We start from the raw sequence: 15001 nt of genomic DNA, 5'->3' as shown, positions 1-15001 counted from the left end.
TGCCATTCGCCGATAGCGCCCGACGGCTGGTCGATCGAAGATTCCGTGCGTTTCGCAGGTTAGCAAATCCTGTCATCGGTAAATCGCGGTTCATCGCCCGGCTTGCCGCACGCGACCCAGTCGCGCTTCGCCCGCAGGTAATTGGTCAGTTCGGCCAATTCAGTTGCCTTCTGCTCAAGCCTGACGAGCTGGACGTCCATGATCTCGATCTCACGCGCCGGCGATAAGCCCTCTCGTTGCAGTTCCGTGGCAATCTCCGCGATCTCTTTGAGTGGCAGACCCAGTGATTGTGCGAAACGGATCATCCGAACCGTCGAGGCGTCCTGGGCAGTGAAGATCTGATAGGGATTGCGACCACCTTTGGCGCCGAGTTGCGGCCTGAGCAGACCTTTGCGGACATAAAAGCGGACAGTGTCCTGGCTCAATCCTGTTCGCTGGGCGAATTCTCCGATCAGCATTTTTTCACACCTTAAGCTGTTGACCATGGACCTTAGTCCAGCCTTATATGATGCGTTCCCTCAATTGTGGAACACTTTCATGCTGAACTATCCTAATAACGATTCCCATGAGCCGACTGCCTTCGTGACTGGGGCAACCGGCCTTCTGGGCAATAATCTGGTCCGCGAACTAATCGCCGACGGCTGGGGCGTGCGCGCGCTGGTTCGCTCGCACGAGAAAGCAGCAATGCAGTTTGCCGGGCTGGATTTAGAGATCATCGCCGGCGATATGCTCGACGTGCCGGGTTTTGCGGACGCACTTAGGGGCGTCGACGTGGTTTTCCACACAGCGGCTTATTTCCGGGACTCTTACAAAGGCGGGAAGCATTGGGACGCGCTCTACGCGGCCAATGTCGCGGGTACGCGTGGCTTGCTCGATCACGCTTATCGTGCCGGCGTGCGGCGCTTCGTCCATACCAGCTCGGTCGCAGTGCTGCGCGGTGCAAAGGGACAAACCATAGACGAGTCCATGTTGCGGGACGAGCGGGACGCCGATGATTATTACCGCAGCAAGATCCTGTCGGACCGCGTGGTGCTTGATTTTCTCGACAAACATCCCGATTTCTGGGCGGCCATGGTGCTTCCGGGCTGGATGCACGGGCCGGGGGATATCGGGCCGACGTCGGCTGGCCAAACAGTGCTGGATGTGGCGCTCGAGCGCTTGCCCGGCGTTCCACCCGGCTCCTTCTCGGTGGTCGATGCGCGCGATGTGGCGCGGGCGATGATCCTCGCTAGCCACAGGGGGCAACGCGGCGAACGTTACCTCGCCGCCGGACAGCATATGACCATGGCCGATTTGTTGCCGTTGATCGCACAAGCCACCAGGGCCAAGGCACCGACCCGCCGCATTCCACTCTTCTTGCTTTACCTGATCGGCGCCGGCAATGAGCTCTACGCGCGGATGACTGGCAAGCCTGTACTCTTGAGTTGGGCCATGGCGCGAACAGTTGCCACGGAGAATGACCGATCTCGCTACGATTGTGCGAAGAGCACACGAGAATTGGGTCTGGAGTTCCGGCCCGTGAGCGAAACCCTGCGTGATGAAGTGGCCTGGTTCCGTACGCACGGCTTCTTGCCTAGCTGAAACCTCGCCATACGGCGTTAAAGGGCTACAGCCAAGACAGAGGTTTCAGCCAAAGACCCTTGAAGGCCGGCGACATTCGTTGATTTCGGTCTTAGTGCCCTTTTCTCCTTAGAAATCGCGCACGGATACGAAGGCGTCGATTCATTTTCGCTTCGGTTAATTGTGGCCCGATCTACTGGGCGATCGCAACGCGATCACCCACACTCACGCTGGCTCATCAGTAGTCGTCAACTCAGACGTGAAGGGGCATCAACGTGAACAGGAACGGGAACGATTCTTCCAGAGTTTGACCAGGTTTCGGCTTCGGCTTGGCCAGCCAGCGTGGCGGGGCGACGGCAAAAAACAATGCGCCCGGCGGTATGCATGTGGATTACAACCCCGGAACATTGCGCCGATTGATTGTCGCACCATCTGATCCGGCATTCGTCGCGCTCGCCACCCAATTGCTGTGACACCGCCTCGGCATCCGCCACGAAACTTTAACGCCAGATGCGCCACGATGGCCGCTATGGTGCCGTGCCCAACTCTTTGAACAATATACTTGCGTAGAAATCCACGCACTCTCCAACCCGTGCGGTGACCTCCTCATCGCTATCGTTCCATGGCGTTTCAAGGCCGATAGCGGCCCTGCGCAAGGGCTCAGCAACCAGAGCAGCAAGGATCATCCGGGCAAATCGGATGACATCAAATGACTGGACATCGGCTTGGTACTCGCGCAGCCAGTTCGCCACGGCCAGCACTCCCCGCTCGACTCCATTTCGATTATAGATTTCTGCCAGCCGTTCTCGGCCCTCCTTTTCAGCACAGATGAGACGGAAAAGGGCTACAGCTTCCTTGGATAGGGCGATCCGATATATCCTGCTCAATAGCTCTTGCAGGCTCCCCGGATCAGGACGCGGCTCGCTCGGCCGGTGATCTCCACTCGTTTGGAGTTGCTCAGTCCAAGACGCTACGATTTTCCCGACCAGTTCCTCACGATTGGCCGCCACAGCGTAAACAGTCTTTTTGGCAACTCCTGCGCTACGCGACACCGCATCGATGCTGAACTTGGCAAATCCCTGGTCAAAGAGAAGTTGTGTTGAGGCTTGGAGAATTTTGTTTTCCACCTCAAGCCGATTACGGGCCGGACGCCCTCTCGCTCGCTTTTCCAAATCTTGATCCCCTTGACCAACGTCGTACGAAGGATATACCGATCATATTTAGGAAACGCCATACGTTTCCTAAATATAGGAGATAGGAAATGCAAGAGGATTTGGAAGCAGCAATCCCTGTCGCGCTGCTGCACGCCGACCCAATTAGACTCGAAATGGGTATCAAGCGCTTCGCCTCCGGCACCCTCACGGTCGCCTGCAGAACGATAATGCCAGGGTGCAATGGAGCGATGCTGGAATGGTGGTTCAAGTATTTTGAAACCGACGAACACCTTCGCTGGTGGCACCCGATTGATCACAAGCGCCATTTTGGGTGGGACGAGCTTTGGAAAAAAGGGGAGAACTACATCGGCGCGACGATCAGGGCGACGGAGTCGCTAGGAGAGGTTCCTCCGGTCAAAGCAACCATCAAGTTCCTAAGCCCAGCCGCATACTTCAGTGCCACGGACATCGATGCCGCAAAGCGGGTGGGCGGCGTATCCGCACTTTTCTACGCTGGAATTGGCTTTGGCGATGATGTTGAGATTGACGAGCATGGAATTCCAATAGGCGGCCGGATGATGCACGTCACACGGGACACGCCCGATGGCCTCGTTCTGCGAAGCAGATTCGTTCTTGGTCTCGATAGCGACAAGGGCGGCCACCCTGTCCCGGACGAGATCGGACTGGGGCTGATGCGCCATTGCCATTCGGAGTTCTCGTTCCTCGCGAAGGCACTTCCGTCTGCATATTATGGTGATCTCGCAAATTCTCGACCTGCCGACAACTGGTAGCTTCGCCCGACTGAAATAACGCAAGATAGCCGAGCGTCGAAGCATCAGGAACGCTCGGCCTTCTAAGCTGCCTCGTCGATGATTGTGTTTTTGAGCACTCCTAACTTGTCGACTTCGACTTCAACAACGTCGCCGGGTTTCGTTCAAAGCGGTGGATTGCACTTGGCCCCAACACCAGCGGGGCTGCCGCTTGCGATGACGTCGCCTCCACCAGCACGGCGATCATCGCAACTGACGATCGTCGTGTTCACCTTGCGACAGCCGGATGTCCTGCAGGAATCGGAAGAGCGACCCCGCCAGGAAGCAGAGTGCCGCAACGAATAGCACGGCGGCGCCCGGTTCGTGACGGTATCCCAAAAAGGCTACGACGAAGCCGAAGAGGAGCAGAAGCGTCACGCCGATTCCGGCTAGCAACGCCAGGTACAATGCGCTGTTCAAGAGGCGTTCACGCCGCCTCAGTTCCCCGATTCCCTTCTTCAGCGGGGCTCGGGCGACGTCACCCTCGTCGATCTCGCGGAGGTTTCTGATCCGCTCGGTTACGCCGGAAATCCGATTGACCAGGACCGCCACCATCGCCGCGACGCCATTCAGCATGAACGCCGGCGCGACCGCGTGATTGATCATCGTTGAAAGCTGATCGGCTTCGACTGACATACGGGCACCTTCGATCGGTACGGCACGAATGGACGACCGCGGCGCCGTGGAGGCGCTACGGAATGACATTGACTGCACGCGCAGCCACGAGCACGAGTGTCAGCAGTGAAATGGCACTTTCGAGCATCATCAGCCCCTTCGCACGCCGGGTGAGTGGCAGCACGTCGGTAGGACTGAAAGCGGTCGCCGTATTGAACGCCAACGACAGGTAATCGACGTAGAGCGGCCGCCAGTCTGGCGGCGCTAGTTCGGGAGCCGACGCCTGGGGAAACAGCCAGTCGGGTCTTCCCGCCATCCCACGCGCGATGCGCGACGGGCCACCCGCGTCGATCTGCCAGTAGAGTAGCGAGAAGGTGAGAACGTTGGTGACCCAAATGGTAAATGACGACGTCAAGAGCGACACTGAGCGCGTCTCGGGAGGGTGCACGGTGATGATCCCGACCATATCTCCGAGTTCCGCCGCCGTATTCCCCGCGTAGACGCTGGCAAGCAGCATGACGGCGACGTGCTCGATCCGTAGCCACACAGCGTTGCCGGTCGATAGCGTTACTTGGACCATTGGAACGATAGCTGCTACCAGAACCACGTACGATATCCATCGCGGCATGGCATAGACGTGATGCGGCAGCACCTCCAAGAAGGCGAATACCGCAAGGATCGCCACCACCGGAGGCCAGCGTGGTTCGTCACGGCCTGTTTGGATGACATCGCTCATCGCTGCGCCGTCTGCGGACCTTGGGACATGCTGTCGTCACCCATGATGAAGAGGATGTTGGGTTTCCGGGTCTCCTGCGCGTGCATTGTCGCGGTACTCGCCAGCAGGCTGCCGGCGACGGCAGCCGCCTCTGTGAAGATTTTTGCAGTTCGTCTCATTTCTGATGCCTCCCTCAAAGGCCTCCGCGTAGATGGCCACATTGGTTGAAAGACGTGTCAAGGCAAAAAGAGAGACAATTCGGAGAGCTCCAAGTTGTGACCCAGCAAAATGGACAGAACATGGCGCTTGGTGGCGCGCATATTTGCCTCTCGACTTGCCGAACGAGGGCATCTCCACTCTTCCATAAGTATTCTACACTGTACTAGCGGGCGCAGATATTGCCCTTTAGGGAATCAGCATGGAAGCAATTCTCCTAGCGCGGCTCCTCACGACGCATTAACTGCGGTACTGAGATTGGAGTGTGCACTTCAGGATGCTGCCCAGATTTCGATGCGAACAAAATAACCGAAGCCAACCACGAATCTATCGCCTTGAGCGGATACGAACCGGCGGCCCACGTCTGCAGCCGCCATACAGGGCTCCCGAGGTCCTCGCTGGGAACAGGCGCCATGAAAGCTCGTTATCTAGCTGAAGCCTAGAGGAGCCTACCATGTCCGATTCAGCAGACTTGCCTCTTCTTGCAGATGACCTCGAAGCCGGGCTCGCGGCCTACATGACCGATCCGGACCTTTCACCGCCGCCCGCCGGCCGGGCCGCCGCGATTGAGACTATCTTGCGCGACTGGCTTGTCGCTCATCGGTACATGGCCGACGTGCCGGAGCCCACTCCGGTTCGGTTGGATTCCACGGGAGTGAACCAGTATCCGGGTTTTATCAAGTAGCATCCCTGACACATGTCCGGCTCCTGTCGGCCAAAGGTCGGGGATAGGGCGGAGACGCCGGCAAGCCGCTCCGTTCCTTCGAGGGTCTTACCACTCGTTATGATTTCTTGCCCTCACCTTCCCGGCCGCGCCAGCGAACGGGCAATGTCGATGATGTCGTCGCGGGATGCGGTCGGGTCCTCTTTGTTCCAGGCAACACCGAGCCCGATCTTCAGATCGACGCCACGAACGGGTCTGAGCTCGAAGTTGCGGTTCGGCAAGATCCTTCGTCCATTCCGGCGCAAAGCCGATGCCCAACCCCGCTGACACGAGCGACACCAGCGAGAAGGTATCATCGCAGCTATAGGCAATGTTGCCGGTCAGACCATGGGCCTCGAACATCTCGGAGAAATAGCGCTCCGAGTAGGAGAGATTCTGACGGGAAAAGGCAATGATCTTCTCGGAGCGCAGCTCCTCGATATCGATCTCGCTTCGAAGCGCCAGCGGGCTCGCCTTTACGACCGCCAGCAGATAGCGCTCATGGGCGATCGAGAAGAAGCGCAAGGAACCGATGTTTTCGACCGGGCGGATGAAGCCGAGATTGATCTGGCCGTTTTCGATGGACCGGATGATGTCTGAGGTCGAGCCGCTCGTCACATGCAAAGCGACTTCCGGGAACTTCCGGCCGATGCGCGCCAGAAACGTCGGCAACACGCCTATGGTTGCCGGATAGACGGTTCCGATCTTGATCGTGCGGGCAGCCTTGCCGGCAACCGAGCGCGCCATCTCGGCCGACACACCGACATCGCCAATGATCCGGACCGCCCGATCGTAGAACACCTCCCCTGCCCGCGTCAGCTCGACCCTGCGCGTCGACCGCTCCAGCAACCGGACACCAAGCTCCTTCTCCAGCGCCTGGATGTGCGCACTCAATGCCGGCTGGGCGATGCACATGCGCGCCGCCGCTCGGTTGAAATGCAGCTCTTCGGCGACTGCAACGAAATAGGAGAGTTGGCGTAGTTCCATATGAGCACACTGAAGCTGAGAGCATTATCTGAATTTAAGATAAAAAATCAGATATAAATGAAGTCCCCATCTCAAGGCGGGTGGGCAAATCGTGGCCAAAACTCTCGGTACGGCACGGCATAGAGCGCTAATCGCGCTGCTTATTGCGAGGCGTGAGGCCGCAGGACTCACGCAAACAGAACTTGCGGCAAAGTTAGGCGAGTATCAGTCCTTCGTGGCCCGCCTTGAAAGCGGTCAACGTCGCGTGGACGTCGTGGAGTTTCTACAGCTCGCAGGTCTCCTAGGCTTCGACCCCCACGAAGCTATGGATCAGCTCTCGCGTATCCAGGAATAGTCGTATTCACGGCGAGGTGACGGGCGTATTTTGGCATGTCCCGACGCTATTCGCAGCTGAATCTGGCCGATCGACGCCGCCTCTTCCACTTTGTCGAACGCAAGCTGCCGATCAAAGAAATGGCGCGCGAACTCGGTCGTCATCGATCGACGATCTATCGTGAGATCCGGCGCAACACCTTCCACGATCGCGAGCTGCCCGACTATAGCGGCTACTTCCCAACGGTTGCTGATGATATCCGCAAGGAGCGGCGGCAGCGTCTGACTTTGATCTCGGCGAGTGTTCGCCGTCCAAGCAAAACATATGAAGGGCCCGCTTCGCCCGCTCCGGCAGCGCCTCCATCCTTCTGCGGCCTTCACAGCTGCTCTTCCAACAGGTACCCGTCCTCGCGCGTGTCAATCGTTTGCGGCACGACCCACGAGGACAGGTCGCCGAGGGTAGATCCTTCCGTGACGTTTCTGCCGCGAGCGCCTGGTGGACGGCAGGTCCGTACGATCCGAAATAGAGCGAGGTGAGGACCGGCGAAAGGCTTTGACGGCCCATGTATCATCCAACTCGCGGGTTGGCCTTTCGAGCCCATTGCCGGATCGACTGCCTGGCGAGAAGCCAGATGGATGCGTGTGGCGCTTCCTCTGTTCTCCGCAAGTTTAACGGCTGGCTGGCGCACGACCATAGAGCAGGAGCATGAGTATGATCACCACGCCGTAGATGATCTGGCGACCGGCCTCGGGCATCTGCGTGACGGAAAGGATCGATTGCAGCAGCGTGATGAGGATGACGCCGGCGACCGTGCCGAGATAGGATCCCCGTCCGCCGAGGATCGAGGTGCCGCCGAGCACCACGGCCGCTATGGCAGGAAGAAGGTAGGCGTCGCCCATGGATTGCGCGGCCTTGGAGGCATAACCTGCAAGCAGAACCCCGCCAAAGGCCGAGAGCCCGCCCGAGGCGGCAAAGGCGGTCATGACGATGCGGCGGGTATTGATCCCGGAAAGATAGGCCGCACGCTCGCGATTGCCGATACCGTAGACCGCGCGCCCGAAGCCCGTCCGGCGCAGAAGGAAGACCATCGCCGCGCCGATCAGCGCCCAGATGAAGACGACATTCGGGATGCCCGGGATCAAGGCGCCGGTGGCGAGATAGCGCATGGCTGCGGTCGCGGAATCCTGTGGCGAGAAGCCGCCTGTGTAGACCACCATGACCCCTTGCGCGACGGCATTCGTCGCGAGCGTCACGATCATCGAGGGTATGCGCAGGTATGCCACTCCAACGCCGTTGAAGAGCCCGATGCCGATGCCGCAAAGGATGCCGAATGGTATGGCAAGCGTGGTGCCAAGGGGGCCGTATGCTGCAGCGGCGCAGGCCATCATTGCGCCCGTTGCCACGGTCCACGGCACCGAAAGGTCGATCTGCCCGAGCAGGATGACAAGCATCATGCCGGTGGCAATGATGCCGAGGAAGGATGCCACCTTCAATTGCTGCAGCAGATACTCCGGTGACAGGAAGCTGCGCGAATAGAAGCTGCCAAGGACAAGCAGCAGTACGATGCAGCCAAATGCGGTGAGCACCGCCGGATCGAGACTGCGCATGAAACCCTGCTTCCGCTCCGTTGCCCGCGTCATTGCCGTCTCGCTCACAGAAACCACTCCAATCGATTGCGCACACGAAAGAGGGCGAGCGCGCCGAGGCTGATGGCCGCAAGCAGGATCAGCCCCTGAAACAGCGGTTGCCAGAGCGGATCGAGATCGAAAACGAACAGAAGGTCGCCGATCGTCCGGAACGCCAGCGCGCCGAAGACGGCGCCTATGGCGCTGCCCTTGCCGCCGAACAGCGACACGCCACCCAGCACCACTGCGGCGATCGAAAACAGCGTGTAGGCATTGCCGCTCGCAAAGGCCGCGTCGCCGGTATAGGTAAAAAAGGTGAGGAACAGCCCGCCGAGGGCGGCCACCAGGCCCGAAAGCGTATAGGCCAGCAGCTTGCCGCGGCGGATCGGCATGCCGGACATGTAGGCCGAAGTTTCGGAAGAGCCGGCGGCATAGGCCGCGCGGCCGTAGACCGAGCGGCTGAAGGGCACCCATATCAGGACGACCACTGCCGCGAGCGCCACAAGGCTCGCAGGGACGACAGCGAAAATACGTCCCGTCAGGGCATCCGCGAGGTGCTCGTTGACCGACCCTCCCGGAAAGGGCCGCAGCAACAGCGCGATCCCGAAATAGACCGCCCCCGTTGCGATCGTCGCCACGATCGGCTGCAGACGCCCGTATATCACGATGGCGCCGTTGGTCGCCCCGCACAACGCCCCCACGGCCAGGACGACGAGGACGCCGAAGGCCGTCTCGAGCGGCGAGCCCACGACCAGCCACGAGGCCAGGCAGTTGGTGAGCAGGAAGATCATGCCGACGGAGAGGTCGATGCCTGCGGTAATCACGACCATGGTTTGCGCCATCGCGACGAAGGCGAGCAGCACCCCCTTGTTGGCCGCCGTCTGGATGACATTGGCCGTGAAACCAGCCGGATGGTTCGCGGTGTAGATGATGAACATGACCACGAAGATCGCCAGCGCCGTCAACGTGCCCCGGTGCTCCGCCAGTCGGTATTCCCAGTCCTTCATTGCGCCGGCTCCCGCTGGGTTGGTTCTGCAGACGGAATGTTGAGTGCGCTCGCTATCAGGGCGCGCTCCGTTATCTCTGCTCCTGCCAGTTCCCGTTTCACCGTTCCGTCATAAAGCACGAGCACCCGGTCGCAGCAGCCGATGAGCTCGGCATAGTCGGTCGAATAGAACAGGATGGCTGCGCCCTCGTCCGCAAGGCGCCGCAGCAAGAGGTAGATCTCCTGCTTGGTTCCCACGTCGATGCCGCGCGTGGGATCGTTCAGCAGAATGATGCGCGGCTGCCGCATCAGCCATTTCGCGATGACGACCTTCTGCTGGTTGCCGCCCGAAAGGGCACCGACGGGCGCGTCAATATTACCTGCCTTGATGGCGAGTAGCGTCATCATCTGATTGATGGCGCTCTCCTCTTTCGCCCTGTCGATGATCCCGCCACGCGTCAGCCGATCGAGCGACGCAAGCGAGAGATTGTCGCGCACCGTCATCGGCTGCATCAGCCCCTCGGTCTTGCGGTCCTCGGGGATGAGCGCCATGCCGATGCCGTGCCGGCGCGCCTGCGCAGGGCTGCCGATGCTGATCGGGCTGCCGTCGACGAGAACCGTGCCGCGCAACCCGCGCAGGACCCCGAATAACGCCAGAAGGAGATCGCGCTGCCCTTGCCCGTCCAGCCCACCGAGACCGACGATCTCACCCGAGCGAAGCGAAAACGAGATGTCGTGAAGGCGATCCGCCCAGGACAGATTTCGTGTTTCAAGCACAGGCGCAATCTGTGCAAGCCGGCCGGGCTTGGGAGGATAGACGCTGTGATACTCGCGGCCGATCATCATCTCGATGACCTCCGCATCGCTCCTTGTGCCCGCCGCGTAGCTCGCAACCTTGCTGCCGTTGCGAAACACTGTGCAGTCGTCCGCAAGTTCCGCAATCTCGTTCATGCGATGCGAGATGTAGACGAGCGCCAGCCCTTCCGCACGCAATCGCTTCAGTACGGCAAAAACCTTCGCCACGTCGGCCGCCGTCAGCGCCGATGTCGCCTCGTCGAGGATGAGGATGCGCGGCTTGCGGGCCAGTGCCTTGGCGATCTCGACGATCTGCTTGCGCGACAGCGGCAGGTCCTTGACCAGCGCCAGAGGATGGATGTCGGCGGCACCGGCGCGCGCCAGCGCCTCCTCTGCGATGCGCCGTTGGGCCTTGCGGTCGATCATGCCGAACCGCGTCGGCGGATTGGAAATGACGATATTGTCGGCAACGCTGAGTTCCGGGATCAGCGACAACTCCTGAAAGACGCAGGCGATCCCGGCGGCGTTGGCGGCAGCCGGCGAAGCGAATTTCACCGGCTGTGCATCGAGCGTCATCTGGCCTTCGTCCGCAGCCACGACGCCGGCCATGATCTTGATGAGTGTCGACTTTCCGGCGCCGTTCTCACCGAGAACGGCGTGGATGGCCCCAGCCCTGACCGACAGTCCGGCATTTTCAAGCGCGCGAACCCCACCATAGCGCTTCGATATCCCCTCCATGCGAAAGAGCGGGCCGCCATTTTCCATTGCTCTCTCCGGGAAACCGTTACGGACGACGGGCACTGCACGGCTGTGCAACGCCCGTTCCTGATCGACCTACTGGTTTTCCTTGCTCTGCTTCATGATTTCCTGGGCGGAGAAATTGATCCCGCAGGTAGGGAAGGAATTACCGACGAAGAAATTGTCGGATTCGGACTGGAAGTAGTCCTGGCCCTCCTTGAAATTCGGATCCTCGACAATGGCCAACGGCAACTTGACCGACTGCGGCACCACCTGTCCCTCGAGCGCGGCGATCGCCGTCTTGATGGCAACGGCCACCTGTGCGGGTCCGGTTCCGGCCGACGAGCATTTCAGGCCGTCTGCGGCATGTGCTGCACAGAACTTGCGAAACCCGTTTTCGGTTTCGCCGCCAAACGGCACGAACGGATGTTTGGCGTCGATCATCGCCTGGACAATGCCGGTATCGCCGCCCTGGCCGGTAATGCCGTCGAAGGGACCGCTGGTGGCGATCGCATCCGCCGTCACCTTCTGGGCCACCCCGTCATCCCATTTGCCCACGACCTCGATGACCTCGAAGTTCTTGCCCGACGCCTGGAGTCTCTCATGGATGCCGTTGTGCCGATCGGTGTCGACCGAAGTGCCGGCCACACCGCGCACCTCGAGTACCTTGCCGCCGTTCGGCAGGTGTTTGACGAGCCATTCGCCCCACAATTGGCCGAGCCCCTTCTGGTCGACGTTGACGTTGATCGCGTCCTGGGTGTCGAGGATATTGTCGAAGGCAACCAGCACCACGCCGGCTTCCTTCGCCCGCTTGATGACGGGCGCGAATGCCGTCGGGTTCTGGGCGTTGACGACGATGGCGTCATAGCCGGAATCGATGAAGTTGTTGATCGCCGAGATTTGGGCGGGCACGTCCTCACCCGTCGAAACGACCTTGAACTCCTTTAGCTTCGCCGCGACGTCGGGCTGGGCGGCATAGGCCTTTGCCGTCTGCACCATCTGGATACGCCAGGTATTGGCGATGTAGCCGTTGGCAAGCGCGATGCGGTACGGGCCTTCCTTTTTCGGAAACTTGAAGAATTTTGTGTCCGCCGACCATGGCGCGAAACATTCCGGCTCCGCCGCGGGCCCTGAAACCACTTCCGGCTCCGCGTAGGCGGCCGATCCCAACATAAAAAAGGCAGTGGCAGCAACGATGCCGCCAGCGAGTGACTTCACCATCGACATTTCCTCCCATTGGCGCGCCACTGATTTTGTTCTCCGTTTCGAGAGGGAACTCCTTCCCCCGGAACGGCACGAACTTCTCTGGCACCGGCACGCTGGATGCCTGCTTTCACCATTGACGAGGCGCTCTGGTCTCCTCCCGAAAACACCGCTGTCTCTTAATTAGGTAGCGCTACCACAAAAAATTGTAAAGTAACATTTGCGGATTACCGAGAACCGAACTCCTCAATTTTCAAGTGAAATTCGGCGACGTCGACAGCGATGCAGGAAGGCTATTCCCTTCCGTGATGATAGCGCTATCATGCGATCAGCAGTCAGAGTGCGATCGTTGCCGCATGAGGGTACCCATGGCCGAGGATTTCGAGATCGTAGACCAGCGCTTTGCCAGCCTGGTCAACCACAGCGCCCGAGTGGAACAGCTCTATACGGGGTGTCGCTGGGCCGAAGGGCCGGCCTATTTCGCCGCCGGGCGCTATCTGGTCTGGTCGGATATTCCCAATGACCGGATGCTGCGTTATGACGAAACCGACGGGCATGTGAGCATCTTTCGCCAGCCGTCGAACTTCGCGAACGGCAATACCACCGACCGGCATGGCCGTCTGGTGACCTGTGAGCACGGTGGCCGCCGTGTCAGCCGCACCGAACATGACGGGAGCATCACCACCGTCGCCGATCGCTGGAACGGCAAGCGGCTCAACTCACCGAACGACGTCGTCGTGCGATCAGACGGGTCGATCTGGTTCACCGATCCCGCCTACGGCATCGAGTCCGATTACGAGGGCCACAAGGCCGAAAGCGAAATCGGCGCCTGCCACGTCTATCGTGTCGACCCGGCGACGGGCGCAGTTGCGGCCGTCATTACTGACATGGTTCGGCCGAATGGCCTCGCCTTTTCGCTTGATGAAAAAAAGCTCTACGTCGTCGACACCGGCCGGACGCATGGGCCCGACCTTCCTGCGCATATGCGCGTCTTCGATCTGAACGAGGCGGGCGCGATATCGGGCGGGCGGGTCTTTGCCGATTGCACCGTTGGCCTCTTTGACGGGTTCCGCCTGGACGACGAAGGGCGGATCTGGACAAGCGCCCGCGACGGCATCCATTGCTACCACCCGGACGGCACCTTGCTCGGCAAGGTGAGAGTGCCGGAAAACACCGCCAATTGCGTGTTCGGCGGGCCTAAGCGAAATATCCTCTACATCTGCGCGACCAGCTCGCTTTATGCCGTTCGGCTGATGGTCAACGGCGCAAAACTCGACTGAGACAGGAGGCCAGCCATGCCGTTGGTGCGGATCACCATCGTGCGCGAGACCCTCGCCGACGATCCTGCGGCCAAGAAGGCGGCAATCCGCAGCCAGGTCACTGCGGCGATTGCCGAGGCAACCGGATTGTCCGAGCGCGAAATCTCCGTCGTCTTCGATGAGGTGGACGCAAGGAACTGGTATGTCGGCCGCACCGATGTCGGGACCCTGCGCTCACGCAGCCAGAAGGAGTCGACGTGAAGGACGACATCACTCCCAAAGACCAGAGCCGGAGGGCAAGCCGACGCGGCAGTGGGAGACCGACCATAGCCGACGTCGCAAAACTGGCAGGGGTCGCCGCGATTACCGTGTCGCGCGCGCTACGCGATCCCTCTCTGGTTTCGGCCGAACTGCGCGCGGGGATCGATACGGCGGTGGTCCAGCTCGGCTATGCGCCCGACCCCAATGCGCGCGCGCTCGCCTCCTCCCGAGCCGATGTGATCGGTGTTCTCGTGCCGTCACTGACAAACATCGTCTTCGCCGACACGGTGAGAGGCATCTATGACGAGCTCGGCGACGGTCCGTTGCAGATACAGATGGGCAACACCCACTATTCGCCCCGGGAAGAGGAACGCCTGATCCGGATGTTTTTGAGCCAGCGGCCGTCGGCGCTGATCGTGTCCGGCATCGACCAGACCGAAACGACCCGCAAACTGCTCGAGAGCGCGGATTGCCCTATCGTGCAGATCATGGAGTATGGCGACGATCCGGTCGATATGCTGGTCGGGTTCTCACACTTCGATGGCGGCAAGGCGGCGACCAACCATCTGATCGAGGCTGGATATCGCCGTATAGGCTTCATCGGCGCGCGAATGGATCCTCGCTCGCAGCGTCGCCTCGCCGGTTACCGCTCGGCTCTGGAGACCGCTCAGCTCTTTGATCCCAAGCTGGTAACCACCACGCTGACGCATTCACGCGTATCGCTCGGCGGGCCGCTCCTGGCCGATGCGCTTGGCAAGGTCACCGATCTTGACGCGGTCTTCTGCAACAATGATGACCTTGCCATGGGCGTGCTGTTCGAATGCCAGCGGGCGGGCATCGCCGTGCCGCACAGCATGGCAATCTGTGGCTTCAACGACCTCGACATGATGCACGTCGCCTATCCGTCGCTCACCAGCGTACGCACGCCGCGCTATGAAATCGGCCGGCGCTCGGTGCAGATGGTGCTGGATCGACTTGCCGGCCGGCCAATTGAATCGCCGATCGTCAACTTGGGCTTCGAGCTTCAGATTCGCGAAAGTACGGCGCGATGAAACGGCACATT

Annotated in this window: 17 protein-coding genes and 3 pseudogenes; 8 read left to right on the top strand and 12 right to left on the bottom strand. The window is 60.3% G+C overall.

Going from position 1 to position 15001, the window contains the following annotated elements; translation table 11 throughout:
- Window positions 1–59: 59 nt before the first annotated feature.
- Window positions 60–458: a MerR family transcriptional regulator gene (locus ACN9MO_RS33510; protein WP_057252164.1), complete on the bottom strand. Its 399-nt coding sequence runs from the start codon at window positions 456–458 to the stop codon at window positions 60–62.
- A gap of 79 nt (window positions 459–537) precedes the next feature.
- On the opposite strand from ACN9MO_RS33510, the gene ACN9MO_RS33505 reads away from it, so the two are divergent.
- Window positions 538–1581, top strand: coding sequence for an SDR family oxidoreductase (locus ACN9MO_RS33505; RefSeq protein WP_113133429.1), 1044 nt, complete (start codon window positions 538–540; stop codon window positions 1579–1581).
- A gap of 506 nt (window positions 1582–2087) precedes the next feature.
- Here the strand turns inward: ACN9MO_RS33505 and ACN9MO_RS33500 are convergent.
- Window positions 2088–2732: a TetR/AcrR family transcriptional regulator gene (locus ACN9MO_RS33500; RefSeq protein ID WP_082615933.1), complete on the bottom strand. Its 645-nt coding sequence runs from the start codon at window positions 2730–2732 to the stop codon at window positions 2088–2090.
- An 89-nt stretch (window positions 2733–2821) separates the two neighbouring features.
- Between ACN9MO_RS33500 and ACN9MO_RS33495 the strand changes: the two genes are divergently transcribed.
- Window positions 2822–3505, top strand: a complete 684-nt coding sequence (locus tag ACN9MO_RS33495) for a DAPG hydrolase family protein (RefSeq protein WP_057252167.1) — start codon at window positions 2822–2824, stop codon at window positions 3503–3505.
- A gap of 62 nt (window positions 3506–3567) precedes the next feature.
- On the opposite strand, the pseudogene ACN9MO_RS33490 reads toward ACN9MO_RS33495, so the two are convergent.
- The 4 genes and pseudogenes from ACN9MO_RS33490 to ACN9MO_RS33475 all read right to left on the bottom strand — a co-directional run.
- Window positions 3568–3711, bottom strand: a pseudogene (locus tag ACN9MO_RS33490) (fumarylacetoacetate hydrolase family protein); the annotation flags it as partial.
- Window positions 3712–3727: 16 nt separating this feature from the next.
- Complete coding sequence (locus tag ACN9MO_RS33485) at window positions 3728–4159, bottom strand: DUF2721 domain-containing protein (RefSeq protein WP_112997388.1); 432 nt, start codon at window positions 4157–4159, stop codon at window positions 3728–3730.
- A gap of 55 nt (window positions 4160–4214) precedes the next feature.
- The gene (locus ACN9MO_RS33480; protein ID WP_113133599.1) at window positions 4215–4874 is read right to left on the bottom strand and encodes a hypothetical protein; all 660 of its coding nucleotides are present in this window, start codon (window positions 4872–4874) and stop codon (window positions 4215–4217) included.
- Window positions 4871–5032, bottom strand: a complete 162-nt coding sequence (locus tag ACN9MO_RS33475; protein ID WP_156414656.1) for a hypothetical protein — start codon at window positions 5030–5032, stop codon at window positions 4871–4873. The genes ACN9MO_RS33480 and ACN9MO_RS33475 overlap by 4 nt, the downstream gene beginning before the upstream one ends.
- A 491-nt stretch (window positions 5033–5523) precedes the next feature.
- On the opposite strand from ACN9MO_RS33475, the gene ACN9MO_RS33470 reads away from it, so the two are divergent.
- Entirely contained in the window at window positions 5524–5754 is a 231-nt protein-coding gene (locus ACN9MO_RS33470; protein ID WP_425988729.1) for a hypothetical protein, read from the top strand.
- Between the two features lie 113 nt (window positions 5755–5867).
- Here the strand turns inward: ACN9MO_RS33470 and ACN9MO_RS33465 are convergent.
- Window positions 5868–6759 (bottom strand): annotated as a pseudogene (locus ACN9MO_RS33465) (LysR family transcriptional regulator).
- 91 nt (window positions 6760–6850) lie between these two features.
- Here ACN9MO_RS33465 and ACN9MO_RS33460 point away from each other — a divergent pair.
- Complete coding sequence (locus ACN9MO_RS33460; protein WP_057251547.1) at window positions 6851–7093, top strand: helix-turn-helix domain-containing protein; 243 nt, start codon at window positions 6851–6853, stop codon at window positions 7091–7093.
- On the opposite strand, the gene ACN9MO_RS33455 is transcribed toward ACN9MO_RS33460, so the two are convergent.
- Window positions 7069–7236 (bottom strand): hypothetical protein, encoded by a 168-nt coding sequence (locus ACN9MO_RS33455; RefSeq protein ID WP_425989419.1) that lies wholly within the window; start codon window positions 7234–7236, stop codon window positions 7069–7071. The genes ACN9MO_RS33460 and ACN9MO_RS33455 overlap by 25 nt on opposite strands.
- Here ACN9MO_RS33455 and ACN9MO_RS33450 point away from each other — a divergent pair.
- A pseudogene (locus tag ACN9MO_RS33450) lies at window positions 7156–7356 on the top strand (helix-turn-helix domain-containing protein); the annotation flags it as partial. The gene ACN9MO_RS33455 and the pseudogene ACN9MO_RS33450 overlap by 81 nt on opposite strands.
- Window positions 7357–7740: 384 nt before the next feature.
- Here ACN9MO_RS33450 and ACN9MO_RS33445 read toward each other — a convergent pair.
- From ACN9MO_RS33445 to ACN9MO_RS33430, 4 genes are all read right to left on the bottom strand, one after another.
- Window positions 7741–8712, bottom strand: coding sequence for an ABC transporter permease (locus ACN9MO_RS33445; protein ID WP_113737824.1), 972 nt, complete (start codon window positions 8710–8712; stop codon window positions 7741–7743).
- An 11-nt stretch (window positions 8713–8723) separates the two neighbouring features.
- On the bottom strand, window positions 8724–9704 hold the full coding sequence (locus ACN9MO_RS33440) for an ABC transporter permease (RefSeq protein WP_192495080.1): 981 nt from the start codon (window positions 9702–9704) through the stop codon (window positions 8724–8726).
- Window positions 9701–11242, bottom strand: a complete 1542-nt coding sequence (locus tag ACN9MO_RS33435; protein WP_425988724.1) for a sugar ABC transporter ATP-binding protein — start codon at window positions 11240–11242, stop codon at window positions 9701–9703. The genes ACN9MO_RS33440 and ACN9MO_RS33435 overlap by 4 nt, the downstream gene beginning before the upstream one ends.
- A gap of 69 nt (window positions 11243–11311) precedes the next feature.
- Window positions 11312–12436: a sugar ABC transporter substrate-binding protein gene (locus ACN9MO_RS33430; RefSeq protein ID WP_057251580.1), complete on the bottom strand. Its 1125-nt coding sequence runs from the start codon at window positions 12434–12436 to the stop codon at window positions 11312–11314.
- 350 nt (window positions 12437–12786) lie between these two features.
- On the opposite strand from ACN9MO_RS33430, the gene ACN9MO_RS33425 reads away from it, so the two are divergent.
- From ACN9MO_RS33425 to ACN9MO_RS33415, 3 genes are read left to right on the top strand one after another with little or no spacing between them, the layout of a single operon-like run.
- Window positions 12787–13698, top strand: a complete 912-nt coding sequence (locus tag ACN9MO_RS33425) for an SMP-30/gluconolactonase/LRE family protein (protein WP_057251551.1) — start codon at window positions 12787–12789, stop codon at window positions 13696–13698.
- Between the two features lie 15 nt (window positions 13699–13713).
- Window positions 13714–13938 (top strand): tautomerase family protein, encoded by a 225-nt coding sequence (locus ACN9MO_RS33420; protein ID WP_113133881.1) that lies wholly within the window; start codon window positions 13714–13716, stop codon window positions 13936–13938.
- Entirely contained in the window at window positions 13935–14990 is a 1056-nt protein-coding gene (locus ACN9MO_RS33415; protein ID WP_309140397.1) for a LacI family DNA-binding transcriptional regulator, read from the top strand. The genes ACN9MO_RS33420 and ACN9MO_RS33415 overlap by 4 nt, the downstream gene beginning before the upstream one ends.
- The last annotated feature ends 11 nt before the right edge of the window (window positions 14991–15001 follow it).

Origin of the sequence: Ensifer sp. R-19 (assembly GCF_049905105.1) — a bacterium.
Classification (GTDB): domain Bacteria; phylum Pseudomonadota; class Alphaproteobacteria; order Rhizobiales; family Rhizobiaceae; genus Ensifer.
Note: the sequence above shows the minus strand (reverse complement) of the source record. Positions and strands in the feature narration are given on the sequence as shown.